Origin of the sequence: Vibrio sp. D54, from assembly GCF_021728075.1 — a bacterium.
In the GTDB taxonomy this organism is placed as follows: domain Bacteria; phylum Pseudomonadota; class Gammaproteobacteria; order Enterobacterales; family Vibrionaceae; genus Vibrio; species Vibrio alginolyticus.
Genome location: NZ_JAKKCS010000021.1, coordinates 14,146 through 31,485, shown reverse-complemented (window position 1 = coordinate 31,485; position 17,340 = coordinate 14,146). Strand labels below are relative to the sequence as shown.

Annotated in this window: 15 protein-coding genes; 14 read left to right on the top strand and 1 reads right to left on the bottom strand. The window is 45.8% G+C overall.

Annotated elements, in window-relative coordinates; all coding sequences use genetic code 11:
* The first annotated feature begins 53 nt into the window (after positions 1 to 53).
* The 6 genes from lepB to acpS all read left to right on the top strand — a co-directional run bounded on the left by lepB (position 54) and on the right by acpS (position 4,576).
* A complete protein-coding gene (gene lepB, locus L3V37_RS21025) occupies positions 54 to 953 on the top strand; it encodes a signal peptidase I (RefSeq protein WP_237307033.1) in 900 nt (299 codons plus the stop codon).
* 21 nt (positions 954 to 974) lie between these two features.
* Positions 975 to 1,652 (top strand): ribonuclease III, encoded by a 678-nt coding sequence (gene rnc, locus L3V37_RS21020; RefSeq protein WP_005380932.1) that lies wholly within the window; start codon positions 975 to 977, stop codon positions 1,650 to 1,652.
* The gene (gene era / locus L3V37_RS21015; protein ID WP_006743309.1) at positions 1,645 to 2,607 is read left to right on the top strand and encodes a GTPase Era; all 963 of its coding nucleotides are present in this window, start codon (positions 1,645 to 1,647) and stop codon (positions 2,605 to 2,607) included. Before rnc ends, era begins: the two co-directional genes overlap by 8 nt.
* Before the next feature lie 115 nt (positions 2,608 to 2,722).
* Complete coding sequence (gene recO, locus L3V37_RS21010) at positions 2,723 to 3,454, top strand: DNA repair protein RecO (protein ID WP_237307031.1); 732 nt, start codon at positions 2,723 to 2,725, stop codon at positions 3,452 to 3,454.
* Positions 3,451 to 4,185: a pyridoxine 5'-phosphate synthase gene (gene pdxJ, locus L3V37_RS21005; RefSeq protein ID WP_005384579.1), complete on the top strand. Its 735-nt coding sequence runs from the start codon at positions 3,451 to 3,453 to the stop codon at positions 4,183 to 4,185. The genes recO and pdxJ overlap by 4 nt, the downstream gene beginning before the upstream one ends.
* Before the next feature lie 10 nt (positions 4,186 to 4,195).
* Entirely contained in the window at positions 4,196 to 4,576 is a 381-nt protein-coding gene (gene acpS, locus L3V37_RS21000) for a holo-ACP synthase (protein ID WP_005380927.1), read from the top strand.
* Between the two features lie 69 nt (positions 4,577 to 4,645).
* On the opposite strand, the gene barA is transcribed toward acpS, so the two are convergent.
* Positions 4,646 to 7,444 (bottom strand): two-component sensor histidine kinase BarA, encoded by a 2,799-nt coding sequence (gene barA / locus L3V37_RS20995; protein ID WP_005383774.1) that lies wholly within the window; start codon positions 7,442 to 7,444, stop codon positions 4,646 to 4,648.
* A 192-nt stretch (positions 7,445 to 7,636) separates the two neighbouring features.
* Between barA and rlmD the strand changes: the two genes are divergently transcribed.
* The 8 genes from rlmD to ispF all read left to right on the top strand — a co-directional run bounded on the left by rlmD (position 7,637) and on the right by ispF (position 17,328).
* The gene (gene rlmD / locus L3V37_RS20990) at positions 7,637 to 8,956 is read left to right on the top strand and encodes a 23S rRNA (uracil(1939)-C(5))-methyltransferase RlmD (RefSeq protein WP_130545003.1); all 1,320 of its coding nucleotides are present in this window, start codon (positions 7,637 to 7,639) and stop codon (positions 8,954 to 8,956) included.
* A 123-nt stretch (positions 8,957 to 9,079) separates the two neighbouring features.
* Positions 9,080 to 11,299 (top strand): GTP diphosphokinase, encoded by a 2,220-nt coding sequence (gene relA / locus L3V37_RS20985; protein ID WP_213904133.1) that lies wholly within the window; start codon positions 9,080 to 9,082, stop codon positions 11,297 to 11,299.
* A 224-nt stretch (positions 11,300 to 11,523) separates the two neighbouring features.
* Positions 11,524 to 12,327, top strand: coding sequence for a nucleoside triphosphate pyrophosphohydrolase (gene mazG / locus L3V37_RS20980; RefSeq protein ID WP_005383780.1), 804 nt, complete (start codon positions 11,524 to 11,526; stop codon positions 12,325 to 12,327).
* Between the two features lie 205 nt (positions 12,328 to 12,532).
* On the top strand, positions 12,533 to 14,173 hold the full coding sequence (locus tag L3V37_RS20975) for a CTP synthase (RefSeq protein WP_021034029.1): 1,641 nt from the start codon (positions 12,533 to 12,535) through the stop codon (positions 14,171 to 14,173).
* Between the two features lie 78 nt (positions 14,174 to 14,251).
* On the top strand, positions 14,252 to 15,553 hold the full coding sequence (gene eno, locus L3V37_RS20970; RefSeq protein WP_005383785.1) for a phosphopyruvate hydratase: 1,302 nt from the start codon (positions 14,252 to 14,254) through the stop codon (positions 15,551 to 15,553).
* 293 nt (positions 15,554 to 15,846) lie between these two features.
* Positions 15,847 to 16,128, top strand: a complete 282-nt coding sequence (gene ftsB, locus L3V37_RS20965; protein WP_005380907.1) for a cell division protein FtsB — start codon at positions 15,847 to 15,849, stop codon at positions 16,126 to 16,128.
* Position 16,129: 1 nt separating this feature from the next.
* Positions 16,130 to 16,837, top strand: a complete 708-nt coding sequence (gene ispD, locus L3V37_RS20960; RefSeq protein WP_237307029.1) for a 2-C-methyl-D-erythritol 4-phosphate cytidylyltransferase — start codon at positions 16,130 to 16,132, stop codon at positions 16,835 to 16,837.
* Positions 16,838 to 16,851: 14 nt separating this feature from the next.
* The gene (gene ispF / locus L3V37_RS20955; RefSeq protein WP_005380896.1) at positions 16,852 to 17,328 is read left to right on the top strand and encodes a 2-C-methyl-D-erythritol 2,4-cyclodiphosphate synthase; all 477 of its coding nucleotides are present in this window, start codon (positions 16,852 to 16,854) and stop codon (positions 17,326 to 17,328) included.
* The last annotated feature ends 12 nt before the right edge of the window (positions 17,329 to 17,340 follow it).

Genomic DNA, 17,340 nt, shown 5'->3' with positions numbered 1-17,340 from the left:
AAGTGAAAGGGTTTCGGCTCTTTCACTTTCGTATTTTTAGATAAGGGAATTTAATGGCGAATACATTCTCACTGATGTTGGTTATTGCGACTTTGGTAACTGGCGTTGTTTGGCTATTGGAAAAGCTGGTTTTCGCGAAAAAGCGTCAGGAAAAACTGGCTGAGATTCAAGCTCAGACGTCTAATGGTTTGGATGCAGTGACCTTGCAAAAAGTTGAGCGTCAGCCTTGGTGGGTTGAAAATAGCGTCTCTATTTTTCCTGTGATCGCATTCGTTTTAGTATTACGTTCTTTTATCTACGAACCATTTCAAATCCCATCAGGCTCAATGATGCCTACCTTGTTGGTTGGCGATTTCATTTTAGTTGAGAAGTACGCGTACGGTCTAAAAGACCCAGTATGGCGTACTCAGCTAGTGGAAACTGGTAAGCCTGAGCGTGGTGATATCGTGGTATTCAAATACCCACCACAACCAAGTGTGGACTACATTAAGCGTGTAGTTGGTTTACCTGGTGATATCGTGCGTTATTCAAGTGATAAGCAGCTTTGCGTGCAAAGCCAAGGCGAATCGGCATGTAAGCCAGTTAAACTGAGCAATGTTGAAGAAAGTCAGTTTAGCTCGAACGGTATTCCAATGATCCAACTGGATGAAAAATTGGGTAACGTTGAGCACAATATTTTGGTTAACCCTCTTGTGCGTAACCGCGTGGAGCAATATTTCCCACGCAGCGGCACGACAGAGTGGGTTGTACCACAAGGTCAGTATTTTGTGATGGGTGATAACCGTGACAACAGTGCTGACAGCCGTTACTGGGGCTTTGTTCCAGAAGCAAACTTAGTCGGTAAAGCTGTCGCGATCTGGATCAGCTTCGAGTTTGATCGTGGCGCAGATAGTGTTCTACCTTCATGGGTTCCAACTGGTGTGCGTTTTAACCGCATCGGTGGCATTCACTAACCATTCAAATATCGAGAGAGTATGAATTCTCCAATTGATAAACTAGAGAGAAAGCTCGGCTACCAGTTTCAAGATGCCGGGCTTATCAATTTGGCGCTGACGCACCGCAGCGCCAACAGTAAGCACAATGAACGTCTTGAGTTTCTGGGCGATTCAATTTTAAGTTTTGTCATCGCTGATGATCTGTACCATCGTTTCCCAAAAGTGAACGAAGGTGACATGAGCCGCATGCGTGCTACTTTGGTTCGCGGACATACATTGGCGGAACTGGGTCGTGAGTTCGATCTAGGAGATTATTTAAAATTAGGTCCAGGTGAATTGAAGAGTGGCGGTTTTCGCCGAGACTCTATTTTAGCCGATGCGGTTGAAGCCATTATTGGCGCAATTTACCTAGACAGTGATCTTGAAGTTGTGCGAGGCATTGTACTGAGTTGGTATCAGTCACGCCTTGAAGCCATTAAACCAGGCGTTTCACAAAAAGATCCGAAAACTCGCCTACAAGAGTTCCTACAAGGCAGAAGAAAACCGCTGCCTGTCTACACGGTGACTAATATTAAAGGTGAAGCGCACAACCAAGAGTTCACGGTTGAGTGCGAAGTAGCAGGTGTGGATAAGCCTGTAATCGGTAAAGGCACCAGCCGCCGCAAGGCAGAACAAGCGGCTGCTGAAACAGCACTTGAGCAATTAACAAATGGCTGATAACGAATTCGATATCGATGCGTTTTTCGCATCACAGGGTGAGCCAAGCTCGCCAGAAAACCAACACTGTGGCTTTATTGCGATTGTTGGTCGCCCAAACGTAGGTAAGTCGACACTTCTGAACAAAATCTTGGGTCAGAAGATTTCGATCACCTCACGTAAGCCGCAAACAACACGCCACCGCATTATGGGTGTGGACACGGATGGCGATTACCAAGCGATTTACGTCGACACGCCAGGACTTCACATTGAAGAAAAGCGTGCGATTAACCGCCTGATGAACCGTGCGGCTAACTCATCTCTAAGTGATGTAAACCTAGTGTTCTTCTTAGTCGATGGTACGCATTGGACCAAAGACGATGAGATGGTGCTAACTAAGCTTCAAAAATCGAACTTCCCAGTTGTGCTTTGTGTCAATAAAGTCGACAACGTACAAGATCGTAACGAGGTGATGCTACACATGGCTGAGATGTCGAAGAAGATGGACTTCGTGGACGTTGTGCCAATCTCTGCCAAGCAAGGTAAGAACATTGACGTACTGCGTAAGCACGTGCGTAATCACTTACCTAAAGCAACGCATCACTTCCCAGAAGAATACGTGACTGACCGTTCTCAGCGTTTTATGGCGTCTGAGATTGTGCGTGAAAAGCTGATGCGCTTTACTGGTGAAGAGCTGCCATACTCAGTAACGGTTGAGATTGAACGTTTTGATTACAACCCAGAAACCGACGGTTTCCACATCAATGCCTTGATTCTTGTTGAGCGTAATGGCCAGAAGAAAATGGTGATTGGCAAAGGCGGCGAGAAGATTAAGACCATTGGTCGCGAAGCGCGTTTAGATATGGAAGAATTGTTCGGTCGTAAGGTTTACCTAGAAACCTGGGTAAAAGTGAAATCTGGCTGGGCAGACGACGAACGAGCGTTGCGATCGTTGGGTTATATAGACGATTTATAATCTTGGCTGCGAAGGTGCTTCGCTCCAACATCGATGAAAAATCAGTATCGATTAAAATAAGGAGCCGCTCGGCTCCTTATTTTTTATTTCACACTTTTTAGGCACAATGACTTAGATGAGTAATCTGTCTTCCGAAGGTTTACAGCGCTGTTTTGTATTGCACCGACGCCCTTACAGTGAATCGAGCTTAATCCTTGATGTATTTAGTGAGGAATATGGCCGAATGACTTTAATGGCCAAAGGCGCGCGCAGTAAGCGTTCGAACTTAAAAGGCGCATTGCAACCTTTTACCCCGCTATTACTTAAATGGTCGGGGAAAGGCTCAATGAAAACTTTGCGTCAAGCCGAGCCGATAAGTCTAGGTTTGCCGTTAACGGGCATTAATCTCTACTCAGCCATGTACGTCAATGAACTGATTGGCCGTATTTTGATGGCTGAAGTGCCGATGCCAGCACTATTTCATGATTATTTGCATACGTTAACCGAGTTGGCGCACAACGAGAACCCTGAGCCTGCACTGCGTCGTTTTGAGTTAGCCTTGCTGTCTGCGATGGGGTATGGCGTGGATTTTTTGCATTGTGCAGGTACCGGCGAGCCCGTCGATCCAGAAATGACCTATCGTTACCGGGAACAGAAAGGGTTTATTGCTTCGGTTAGGCGCGATAACCTCACGTTTTTAGGGAATGAACTGATTGCTATCAGTGAGCGGCGGTTCGTCACTAAAGAGCAGCTAAAAGCGGCAAAACGCTTTACACGTATAGCCTTAAAGCCGTATCTTGGCGGCAAACCTTTAAAAAGTCGTGAATTTTTCATTCAGACCCCCAGAGCACGGAGTAACGGAAAATGAGCTCAATTTATTTAGGCGTCAATATCGACCATATTGCCACTCTACGTAATGCACGTGGTACAAAATACCCAGATCCTGTTCACGCTGCTGAAATTGCTGAGCGTGCAGGCGCGGACGGTATCACTATCCACTTACGTGAAGACCGTCGCCATATTTTGGATCGTGATGTACGTATTCTGCGTGAAACCATTCAAACGCGTATGAATCTAGAGATGGCAGTGACGGACGAAATGGTTGAGATTGCGCTGCAAACTAAACCAGAGTTTGTGTGTCTAGTGCCTGAAAAGCGTGAAGAACTGACGACGGAAGGTGGCTTAGATGTAGTAGGACAGCTTGAAAAAATTAAAGCTGCGACGAAAAAGCTGACAGATGCCGGCATTAAAGTTTCGCTCTTTATTGATGCTGACCGTCAACAGATTGAAGCTGCGAAAAAGTGTGGTGCTCCGTTTATTGAGCTACATACTGGCCATTATGCAGATGCGACGACAGAAGACGAACAACAAGCTGAACTGAAGAAGATTGCCGCTGGTGCGAGTTATGCACATGATCTAGGTATTATTGTTAATGCCGGGCATGGCCTGACTTATCACAATGTCGCACCAATTGCTGCATTACCAGAAATTTACGAACTCAACATTGGTCACTCAATCATTGGTCGCGCAGTATTTGATGGTTTAAATAAAGCGGTTGCTGACATGAAAGCACTGATGATTGAGGCTCGCCAGTCATAGGGCTATCTAGATGGCGATTATAGGGTTAGGGACCGACATTGCAGAAATTGAGCGTATTGAAAAAGCGTTAGCTCGTAGTGGTGAACCTTTTGCTCAGCGGATTCTTTCAGAAGAAGAAATGGCCAAATTCTCACAGCTTAAGCTGCAAGGTCGTTATCTTGCTAAGCGCTTTGCAGTTAAAGAAGCGGCCTCAAAAGCATTGGGAACAGGGATCGCAAAAGGGGTCACGTTTCACGACTTTTCCATCTCGAACGATGAGCTTGGAAAACCAGTGCTCGCATTGACGGGCACAGCCAAGCAAATAGCGGATGCGATGGGCGTTAACCACATTCACCTGTCCATTTCCGATGAGCGTCATTACGCTGTGGCGACGGTCATTTTTGAATCCTAGCTTGTAAGTCTTAAACAAAATACTAAAAAGCCAGAGCATTTGCTCTGGCTTTTGTTTCTCTTCAATAGATCACTGTTCAAGGTATAACTTTGCGGTTGTTGTTACTTTAATCATTTCATCTTGCAGCTCGAACATTTCAGGCTCAACTTCCTCAAGACTGACCCCTGAGCGCAGTGCTTGCTCAAGCGTCGCACAGAGTGACTTCAGTCTTGGAACGCCACAATATGAACTACTGCCGTGCAGCTTATGGATGACATGAATTAGGTCATCACGAGAGATATCTTCTTGCTCCAGAGCTTGGTCAACGACTGCTTCTACTTCAGGGATGAACTCAATCAACATGCGCAGCATGTCTTTAGCGAGATCCTCTTTATTCGCGCTCTGTTTTAAGGCTGCTTGCCAATCAATAATCACATCCTGCTGAGGCGAAGAAACGGGTTGTGGTGCGCTTCCTTCAGGTTCATCAACGTATGAAGGGGCGACTTTGCCAATGCTCTCTGTACAAGCATTTGGGTTCCAGTGAACCAAAACCTGTTGCAGCACATGCTCTTCAATAGGTTTGGTCAAGTAGTCATCCATTCCTGCTGAGAGCAAGCGGTCTCGTTCCCCTGCCATGGCATGCGCCGTTACCGCAATCACTGGCGTGTCTTTATTTAACTCCAGCTCTTTAATGTGCTTACAAGCAGTCACCCCATCCATTTGTGGCATTTGGATATCCATAAAGATTAAATCGTACTTTTTCTCTGTCGCCAGGTTCACCGCTTGCTGGCCATTGCTACAGGCGGTGACGGTTTCTACTCGTTCGCGGAGCAGTGCAGAGATCAGCTTCAAGTTTGCAGGGTTGTCATCCACTGCTAGTACAGTGAGAGGTAAACGGTCCCCTTCGCTTGGCGTAATTGGAGCGCTTAATACAGGTGGCGATTCTACATGTTCGCTAATCAGGCTTTGTAGCAACTTACGGCGAGACAATGGCTTCGTCAGGCACTGGACGTGATGCTCTGTCATTATTTGGTCCGCAAGCGCCAATTCGGTACTCGGTGTCCCTAGGAGAACACTCGGAGCCATACGTTTCGCTTGTTCTATCCAAGGTGTAATAACTTCCGCATCGTGAGTCTGGTTGGCCGCTAAATTCAACAATACATAATCATATTGTTCTTCGTTGTTTGGTAGCGAAGAGCGGTAGGTTACTAAAATACCCTCCTGACTCAGAATCTGTTGGGTTACGGATGCGGCTTGCATGTTTGGTTCAATCAGCAGTAACTGCTTCCCAGTCAGAAGTTCCACTTCAATCAGTTCGCTCATTGGCATCTCGGTTGAGTGCAAGCGCACCGTAAACCAGAAGGTTGAACCTTGGTGTAGACGGCTGGTTAAACTGATTTCGCCGCCCATCTGGCTCACCAGTTTCTGAGTGATAACCAGACCAAGACCAGTACCGCCGTAACGACGTGAAATACTTGCATCTGCTTGGCTAAAGGCTTGGAACAACTGCGCTTGCTGACGCTCAGAGATACCAATACCTGTATCACGCACCATGAATTGCAGTTCGACGGAGTCTCCTGATTGAGAGCGCATTTCTACGCTAACATCAATGTTGCCTCGCTCGGTAAACTTGATTGAGTTACCGACTAAGTTCGTCAAAATTTGCTGAATACGTAGTGGATCCCCAACTAAACCCGGTGGAATTTTAGGGTCCACTTTTAGGGTGATTTCTAACCCTTTCTCATGTGCACTTGTGGCTTGTAGGTTAATTACCTCTTCTAAACTTTCTCGGAAATCAAAAGGAATGTTTTCCAGCGCCAGCTTACCCGCTTCAAGTTTCGAGAAGTCGAGAATGTCATTGATGATATTCAGCAGGTTGTTCGCCGACTTCTCAATCGTCTGTAGGTAATCCGTTTGGCTGTTAGAAAGCTGCGTTTTAAGCATTTGACGAGTAAAGCCAATCACCCCATTGAGCGGAGTACGCAGCTCGTGCGACATGTTTGCCAAGAACTCTGACTTAACCCTGGCCGCTTCTTGCGCGCGTTTCTTCGCGATATCCAGCTCAACGTTCTGAATTTCTAGCTGCTCAAGCGTTTCACGTAAGTCGGACGTGGCTTGGTCTATACTGTGCTGCATCTCCACGTGATATTCTGATAACGATACCGCCATGGCGTTGATGCCATTTTTTAGCTGGTCTAACTCCCCGTGCATTTTGCCTTCGATACGCACATCAAGATGACCGCGGCGAATGCGGTCAACGACATTCTTCATGTGGGTGATAGGTTGGGTCACATCGTGCATTAGACGTGAAGCAAACACACTTGCTAAGCCAAGACCGAGAACCAGAACTAAAAACGCAGAGAAGACTTCTTGATACTGTTGCAGCCTCAAGGAGGAGAGATCTAACTCGACGGCGATGTAACCAATCGCTTTTGTGCCTTGGCTTTCGTTCGACAACTCCGCTAAGTAGTGACCTTCTGACAAAATGGGGACACGCAATATCAGTGAGTTTTCGTAGATTTCCGAATTACCCAGTTGCGGGATCGGTTTATCTTTGGGGAACATCAAGGCTTCAAAATTAGGATGAAAGTTAGAGGTCACAAAGAGCTCATGATGTTCATCAAATACCGCGATACTACGAACCAGTTTGGAGTTTTTGCGGTGCGCGTAGCTTATCAAGCGACGTACCGCCTCTCGGCTTTCTGATAGTAGATGAGTTTCACTGGCAATCGCCAGCGGCTCAATAATGCTGTTACCAGTGGTGATAACTTGTTTCTCAAGGTCTTGGTAGCGGTTAAATGAGAAAAAGCCGCTCAGTAATAAACCAATAATGAGAGTGGGAGCGAGAGTTAGTGTAATTACACGTGCTCGTAAGCCATATCTGGTCATGTTATCTAATTACATCGGAGTCTGGATATGGGAAAATAACGCATTATTTCTCAAGCGCACGATAAAGCCTTGAGCAAAGAAGTGACGTCACCGAATAAACGGTAAGCATAATCAAGTCACTCGAATCACACAACGGCTGCAATCAAGAATAGTGAAGCCGAAGAGCAATTACATATAAATCAGGCATAGAGCATGGCACGCATCTTTCAACCGAAAAAGAAAACCCAACTCAATACTCGGCATCAAGCAGTGCAAGTAGAGCGTTTAGATCACCACGGCGCAGGCATTGCTTACCTCAAAAAGAAGCCATTGTTTATTGATGGAGCACTGCCGGGTGAGGAGGTGGTCACTCAATTGGTGGAAGAAAAGAGCAAGTTCGCTCGCGGTAAGTTGATTAAAATCCTTAAGCCGAGTGAAGCTCGTGTGGAGCCATTTTGCCCACATTATCATGAGTGCGGTGGCTGTGATTTGCAGCATTTAGATTATGACCAACAATTGACGTACAAACAGCAAACGTTGCGTCAGCTAATGCGAAAATTTTCAGGCAGTGATATTGAACTAGATGCCCCGTTATTGGGATATTCGCAGGCCTACCGTCGCCGTGCGAGAGTGAGCTTGTTTGTTGATAAAAAAACACGTCAGCTACATTTTGGTTTCCGTAAAAAGCAGAGTAAGCAAATTGCGCAAGTGACCGATTGCCCAGTGCTGGCACCGGAACTGAATGTTTTGCTGCCAGAGATTTACTCAGCCCTAAAAGCGTTCAAAAAGCCGGAACAATTGGGTCATGTAGAGCTGGTACTTGGTGATAATGGGCCGTGTATTACGCTGCGCCACTTGAGCGCTCTGACAACGAGTGAAACTCAATCTCTAACGGAGTTGGCAAAACGTCATGGCGCATCGTTGTACTTAATGCCATCGACAGAACAATTAGACCTTATCGAAGGCGATATGCCTTTTTATCAAGAAGTTGGAGTGAAAATCCCTTTTGCACCAAATAACTTTATTCAAGTAAACCAAGGTGTAAACCAACAAATGGTCAAACAAGCGGTTGAGTGGTTAGACCCACAAAAGAGTGACCGAGTGTTAGATTTGTTCTGTGGTTTAGGCAACTTTAGTTTACCAGTTGCGAAATTAGCTAAGTACGTGGTTGGAGTAGAGGGTGTTGCAGAGATGGTAGAAAAAGCCACAAACAATGCATCTTTGAACCAAATCAATAACGCGCAATTTTATCACGCTAACCTTGAGCAAGATTTTGAAGGCCAAGCCTGGGCCGCAGAGCGGTTTGATAAAGTATTATTAGACCCGGCACGCGCGGGAGCGAGTGGGATCATCGATCAAGTTTCTGAGCTTGGCGCACAGCGTGTAGTTTATGTTTCTTGTAATCCTGCTACCCTTGCTAGGGATAGTCAAAGCTTGATAGAGCAAGGCTATAAATTAACTAAATTAGGTATGCTGGATATGTTCCCTCATACCAGTCATCTAGAATCGATGGCATTGTTTGAAAAGTCCTAACTTTAGGACTTTGACCCCTTATTTGTGGTGGGTGGTCATAAAGCCAGCGTGTACGCGCGGTAAAAAGAACTAACCTGGACGGTGTTAGTCAAACCACACGAATATAATAATTAGGATGATGAGATGGTTGCGGTAAGAAGCGCGCATTTAAACCAAGATGAACAGTTTGAACTCGAAAACTGGGTGGCTAGCCTAGGACAAGAGAAAAACACAGCCTCACGCTTAATCGAAGTATATCGAGATTGCCAGACAGTATTAGCTGATAACGAGCAAGCGGAACTGTTGTTGTGGCGTGGACGAGAAATGATCGAAATTTTGATCACCTTGTCTATGGATCAAGCCACTTTAGTGGCTGCTCAACTGTTTCCTTTGGTTTCAAGTGGTGCTTTCAACAGAGAAATTCTGGAAGAGAAATACAGCAAAGAAATCATAAAATTAATCGACGGCGTTGAAGAAATGGCTGCTATTGGCCAACTCAACGTCAACATGGAAGGCAGTGCAGCGTCATCTCAGGTAGATAACGTACGCCGCATGCTGCTTGCCATGGTGGATGACTTCCGCTGCGTAGTTATCAAGCTCGCGGAACGAATTTGTAACCTTATTGAAGTTAAAAAAGCGCCAGATGAAGTTCGACGTGCGGCGGCAAAAGAGTGTGCCAACATCTATGCACCGCTAGCAAACCGATTAGGCATCGGTCAGCTGAAATGGGAAATTGAAGATTACGCTTTCCGCTACCAACAACCGGAAACTTACAAACAAATTGCCAAACAGCTTTCTGAGAGACGCATCGTTCGTGAACAGTACATCAAAGACTTTGTTGAAGACCTCACGCACGAAATGGAAGTGTCGGGCATCAATGCCGAAGTGAGTGGTCGACCTAAGCACATCTACAGCATTTGGCGAAAAATGCAGAAAAAGAGTTTGGCCTTTGATGAGCTGTTTGATGTGCGAGCAGTGCGTATCATCGCAGACAAACTGCAAGATTGTTACGCGGCTTTAGGCGTAGTTCACACCAAATACAAGCATCTACCGAGCGAGTTTGATGACTACGTTGCTAACCCTAAACCAAACGGTTATCAATCGATCCATACAGTAATTCTAGGGCCAGAAGGCAAAACCATCGAGATCCAGATTCGTACCAAGCAAATGCATGAAGAGTCGGAACTGGGGGTTGCAGCGCACTGGAAATATAAAGAAGGGGCAAGCAGCCGAAGCGGTTATGATGAGAAGATCACGTGGCTGCGTAAGCTACTGGATTGGCAAGAAGAAATGTCTGACTCTGGCGAAATGCTCGATGAGCTGCGTAGCCAAGTCTTTGATGACCGTGTTTATGCCTTTACACCACGTGGTGATGTTGTCGATTTGCCAATGGGGGCAACGCCGCTAGATTTTGCCTATCACATTCACTCCGAAGTGGGACACCGTTGTATCGGTGCCAAAGTCGGAGGTCGTATTGTGCCGTTCACGCATAAATTACATATGGGTGACCAAGTCGAGATTATCACTCAGAAAGAACCTAACCCATCACGTGACTGGTTAAACCCATCATTAGGCTTCGTTCATTCTGGTCGTGCGCGTGCCAAAATTAACGCTTGGTTCCGAAAGCAAAGCCGTGAGAAGAACCTTGAAGCAGGTCGTGAAATCCTTGAGCATGAGTTAGCCAAAATTGGCGCAACGTTAAAAGATGCAGAGCATTACGCCCTCAAGCGGTTTAACGTCAAAACACCAGATGAATTGTATGTTGGGGTAGGTAGCGGTGATTTGCGCATCAACCAAATCATTAACCATATCAACGCGTTAGTTAACAAGCCAACGGCAGAGGAAGAAGACCAGCAAGCACTGGAAAAACTGCAAGAAGCAGAGCACAAATCACCAGCGCAAAGCCGACCGAAAAAAGACGCCGTCGTTGTAGAAGGTGTCGATAACCTAATGACACATCTAGCACGTTGCTGTCAGCCAATTCCAGGTGACGATATCTCTGGTTACATAACGCAAGGTCGTGGGATTTCAGTACACCGTAGTGACTGTGAACAGCTAGAAGAACTGCGCCATCATGCGCCAGAGCGCATCATCGATACAGTCTGGGGCAGCGGCTTTGTGGGGTCATACATCCTCACCGTGCGTGTTGAAGCGATGGAGCGAGGTGGTCTACTCAAAGACATTACGACACTGTTCGCCAACGAAAAGATCAAAGTGACCAGTATGAAGAACCGAGTCGACTACAGACGTCAACTTGCCATCATGGACTTTGACCTGGAAGTCACCAATATTGAGGTGCTTTCGCGGGTTTCGAAACGTGTGGAACAGATCAAGGATGTAATGTCTGTAAAACGCCTCGGCTAAAACTCTCGTCATAGTTATCGTTGTAGCGTTGTTGACTGCACGCACTCCGGAGTGCCGGCCCAGGCTCATCACATAGGCGAGCTATGCTCAGGAGTCGCGAAAATTTGTTGCCTTGTCAAAGTAACAATTACTTAGTGAAAGCTGCTGAGAAAATATAATGTAGAAGGTGAGTGGTTTTGGCTGCTCACCTTTTTCTTTAATAGAAAGGTTTAAAGGAACAAAAAATGAGTCATCCAATTGAACAGTTAGAACAAATCATGGCGAAGCTGCGTGACCCAGAAAACGGTTGCCCTTGGGACTTAAAACAAACCTTTGACACCATCGTTCCGCATACTATAGAAGAAACCTACGAAGTGGTGGACGCGATTCAAAATCGAGATTGGCCCAATCTAAAAGAAGAGCTAGGGGATTTGTTGTTTCAGGTGATTTTTTACAGTCAGCTAGCGAAAGAGCAAGAGCTGTTTGACTTTTCGGATGTCGTCGAAACCGTGAACGAAAAACTGACTCGTCGCCACCCACATGTTTTTTCAGATGTTGAGTTTGAATCTGACGAGGAAATTAACGCGAACTGGGAAGCGGAAAAAGCAAAAGAAAAAGCCCTAGTAGGCAAAGCGGAAGAAAGTATCCTAGACTCAATACCAAACTCTTTACCGGCACTTTCTCGTGCTACAAAAATTCAGAAAAAATGTGCAAAATTTGGGTTTGATTGGGATTCACTTGGCCCGGTTGTCGATAAAGTACGAGAAGAAATTGACGAAGTCATGGAAGAGGCACTGCAAGTTCAGCCCGATGAAGAGAAAGTTGAGTTGGAGCTCGGTGATTTGCTATTTGCGACTGTCAATTTGGCTCGCCACCTTGATAAAAACCCAGAAGTCGCGCTAGGAAAAGCAAACGTAAAGTTTGCGCGACGTTTTAAACAAGTTGAAGGCAAGGTCCAGCAGTCAGGCAAAGTACTTACAGATTGTTCTTTATCAGAACTTGACCATTTTTGGGATGAAGTAAAACAAGAAGAATCGAGGCAGAGGTAAACTGGCAGAATACATAATATAAGGTCAGCTTGTTTGGTTACACGAAAACGGACTTTGGTTTGTCTTTGCTCACTTTGATTTGAAGCAAAAAATAAAAAATTACGGTGTGATAGATTTCACGTTGTGGCGGTAAGGAGCTTCTGGTATATTTATCTCCCGTCCAGAAGCACTCCATTTCCCTCATTCAACCAATTTCAGGTTAAACATGACGACAAATTACATTTTTGTTACTGGCGGGGTTGTATCCTCTCTAGGTAAAGGTATTGCAGCAGCATCTCTTGCGGCTATTCTAGAAGCTCGTGGTCTTAAAGTGACTATGATGAAGCTTGACCCTTACATCAACGTTGACCCGGGCACAATGAGCCCTACTCAGCACGGTGAAGTGTTCGTTACAGAAGATGGCGCAGAGACTGACCTTGACCTTGGTCACTACGAGCGTTTCATCCGTACCAAGATGACCAAGCGTAACAACTTCACTGCAGGTCGTGTTTATGCCGACGTACTTCGTAAAGAACGTCGTGGTGACTACCTAGGCGCAACTATTCAAGTTATCCCTCATATCACTAACGCAATCAAAGATCGCGTTATTGCAGGTTCTGAAGGCCATGATGTGGCTATCGTTGAAGTTGGCGGTACTGTTGGTGATATCGAATCACTACCATTTATGGAAGCGATTCGTCAGCTAGCTGTTGAGCTAGGCCGTGAGCGCGCAATGTTCATGCACCTAACACTTGTTCCTTACCTAGCGGCAGCGGGCGAAGTGAAAACTAAGCCGACGCAACACTCTGTAAAAGAACTTCTATCTATCGGTATTCAGCCAGACATCCTAGTTTGCCGTAGCGATCGCGTTATTCCTGCGAATGAGCGTAAAAAAATCGCACTGTTCTGTAATGTTCCAGAAAAAGCAGTAATTTCAATGAAGGATGTAGACTCTATCTACAAGATCCCTCAGTTGATTAAATCTCAAGGGCTAGATGACCTTGTGTGTGCTCGCTTTGGTATTACTGCTCCTGAAGCAGACCTTTCTGAATGGGAACAGGTTATCTACGAAGAAGCAAATCCTACTGGTGAAGTAACCATCGGTATGGTTGGTAAATACATTGAATTACCAGATGCATACAAATCTGTGAACGAAGCGCTTAAACACGCTGGCTTGAAAAACCGCCTAAGCGTCACAATTAAGTATGTAGACTCACAAGATATCGAAACAAAAGGCGTTGAACTTCTAGAAGGTTTGGACGCAATCCTAGTACCAGGTGGCTTCGGCGATCGTGGTATTGAAGGCAAGATCCGTGCGGCTCAATATGCACGTGAAAATAACGTGCCTTACTTAGGTATTTGTTTGGGTATGCAAGTTGCACTAATCGAATACGCGCGTAACGTTGCGGGTATGGAAGGTGCACATTCAACAGAATTTAACAAAGAGACGAAGTACCCTGTGGTAGGTTTGATCACAGAGTGGGTAGACGAATCAGGTAGCGTAGAAGAGCGTACTGAAAAGTCTGACCTAGGCGGTACGATGCGTCTTGGTTCACAGCTGTGTCACCTAGAGAAAGGGACTAAAGCTCGTGAACTGTACGGTAGCGCGACGATCCATGAACGTCACCGTCACCGTTACGAAGTGAATAACGTGCTTCGTCCGCAAATCGAAAAAGCAGGCCTAAAAGTATCAGGTCTATCTGCGGACAAGAAGTTAGTGGAAATGATTGAGAACCCAGCTCACCCATGGTTTGTAGCGGCTCAGTTCCACCCAGAATTCACCTCGACTCCTCGCGATGGACATCCATTGTTTGCAGGTTTTGTTAAGGCTGCGGGCCAAAATGCACGCGGCGAATTCGAGAAGTAAAAGGATACGGGCGGCGGCGAAGGTTGTGCTGCTACCCTTTAAGATTGACATTTATATTTGAAACGAGAGGAAACATTAATGTCTAAGATCGTTAAAGTTCTAGGTCGTGAAATCATCGACTCACGTGGTAACCCAACTGTAGAAGCTGAAGTACACCTAGAAGGCGGTTTCGTAGGTATGGCGGCAGCTCCATCTGGCGCATCTACTGGTTCTCGCGAAGCTCTTGAGCTACGTGACGGTGACAAAGCACGTTTCCTAGGTAAAGGTGTTCTTAAAGCAGTTGAAGCTGTAAACGGCCCAATCGCTGAAGCTCTAGTTGGCAAAGACGCTAAAGACCAAGCTGCAATCGACGCAGTAATGATCGAACTAGACGGCACTGAAAACAAATCTAAATTCGGTGCTAACGCTATCCTAGCTGTTTCTCTAGCAAACGCTAAAGCTGCTGCTGCTGCGAAAGGCATGCCTCTATACGAGCACATCGCTGAGCTAAACGGCACTGCAGGTCAGTTCTCTATGCCTCTACCAATGATGAACATCATCAACGGTGGTGAGCACGCAGACAACAACGTTGACATCCAAGAGTTCATGATCCAACCAGTTGGCGCTAAGACTCTTAAAGAAGGTCTACGTATCGGTGCAGAAGTATTCCACAACCTAGCTAAAGTTCTTAAGTCTAAAGGCTACAGCACTGCAGTTGGTGATGAAGGTGGTTTTGCTCCTAACCTTAAATCTAACGCTGAAGCTCTAGAAGTTATCGCAGAAGCTGTTGCAGCTGCTGGTTACGAACTAGGTAAAGACGTTACTCTAGCTATGGACTGTGCTGCATCTGAGTTCTTCGACAAAGAAGCTGGCATCTACAACATGAAAGGCGAAGGTAAAACTTTCACTTCTGAAGAGTTCAACCACTACCTAGCTGAGCTAGCTAACCAATTCCCAATCGTTTCTATCGAAGATGGTCTAGACGAGTCTGACTGGGATGGCTTCAAGCACCAAACTGAACTACTAGGTGACAAGCTTCAACTAGTAGGTGACGATCTATTCGTTACTAACACTAAGATCCTTGCTGAAGGTATCGAGAAAGGCGTAGCTAACTCTATCCTTATCAAGTTCAACCAAATCGGTTCTCTAACTGAGACTCTAGCTGCAATCAAGATGGCTAAAGACGCAGGTTACACAGCAGTAATCTCTCACCGTTCTGGCGAAACTGAAGATGCAACTATCGCTGACCTAGCGGTAGGTACAGCAGCAGGTCAAATCAAAACTGGTTCTATGAGCCGTTCTGACCGTGTTGCTAAGTACAACCAGCTAATCCGTATCGAGGAAGCTCTAGGTGAGCGCGCTCCTTTCAACGGTCTTAAAGAAGTTAAAGGTCAAGCTTAATTCTTCACTGAATTAGCAGCTTAACTTAAAGCTTTTAAAACACCCTGCTTTGGCGGGGTGTTTTTGTATCTGACATATGAGAACAGGCTTTGCTTTTTGATGTCTTTCGCTTACGTTCATTTGTGATTCCATAGAACGAGGAGAGAGAGTAGAGAAGTCTCTTTGTTTCATTTTGCTGCTTATTTCTTGTAAGGAGCGTGTGAGTCTCCCTTTCTCCCCTAGAGGCAACCTCGCATTTATGCTATATATGTCACCTTATCTAATTCCTTCCGGTACAGAATGTTAGCAGCGATATGCGAATCTTTGTTATAGCCCTTACGTTACTGTTTGGCTTGCTTCAATACACCCTATGGTTTGGTAAAAACGGAGTGTCTGACTACTACACAGTAAAAGATGAAATTGAAGTTCAGCAACAAGTGAACAGCAAGCTACAAGCTCGCAACAATGAAATGTTCGCTGAGATTGATGACTTAAGGCAAGGTCTTGATGCGATTGAAGAACGTGCGCGTCATGAGCTCGGTTTAGTTAAAGATGGCGAGACTTTTTACCGCATTATAGGTGAGGAAAACCATTAAAATGTTGGATATGAACTCATCGCATATCGCAATTGTGCCTGCTGCTGGTGTAGGGAGCAGAATGAAGGCAGATCGCCCTAAGCAATATTTATTGATCGAAGGTAAAGCGGTACTGGAACATACCGTAGAGAAACTGCTTTCTCACCCAAATATTTCTAAGGTTGTCGTTGCCATTACTGACGGCGACCCATATTACCCAGAATTGTCCATTGCTAAGCACCCAGATGTGATTCGTGTAGCTGGTGGTAAAGAAAGAGCAGACTCTGTGTTATCAGGGCTAAACTATGTCAATGAACATCTGGAAAGCGAGTGGGTATTAGTCCACGACGCTGCGAGGCCATGTGTATTAACATCCGACATTGACCGTTTGATTGATGTTTGCTGCGCCCACTTAACGGGTGGCATTCTCGCATCTCCTGTGAGAGATACAATGAAGCGAGCAAACGCAGTACAAGATATCGATCATACGGTAGATAGAGAAGCATTGTGGCATGCACTTACTCCACAAATGTTTAAAACTCAGCAGCTTACTCAAGCACTGGCTGACGCATTAGAACAGGGTGTAACCATTACCGATGAAGCCTCGGCTTTGGAATGGTTAGGCGAGAAGCCAGCCTTAGTTCAAGGGAATGCGAACAATATAAAAATCACTCAGCCAGAAGATCTTGCGTTAGCCGAGTTTTATCTAAGCCGTGAGCGCGGCGAATAAAGAAAGGATAGAAAATGATTCGAATTGGTCATGGTTTCGATGTACATAAATTCGGTGGTGAAGGCCCAGTCATTATTGGTGGTGTAGCAATCCCTTATGAGCAAGGTTTGATTGCACACTCAGATGGCGATGTAGCGTTGCATGCGTTAACGGATGCTCTGCTGGGCGCGATTGCTGCCGGCGATATTGGTCGTCATTTCCCAGATACGGATGATAAATGGAAAGGCGCAAACAGTCGTGAATTACTGAAAGACGTTTACCGTCGAGTTAAAGAGCAAGGCTACCGTCTTGGCAATGCTGATGTAACCATCATGGCACAAGCGCCTAAAATGGCACCACACATTGACGCAATGTGTGCGGCGATAGCCGAAGACCTAGAAACCGACATTAGTAACATTAACGTAAAAGCGACGACGACAGAACGTCTCGGTTTTACTGGACGCAAAGAAGGCATTGCAACGGAAGCCGTTGTACTTCTGTTTAAGCAATAACTAGCAATTTGC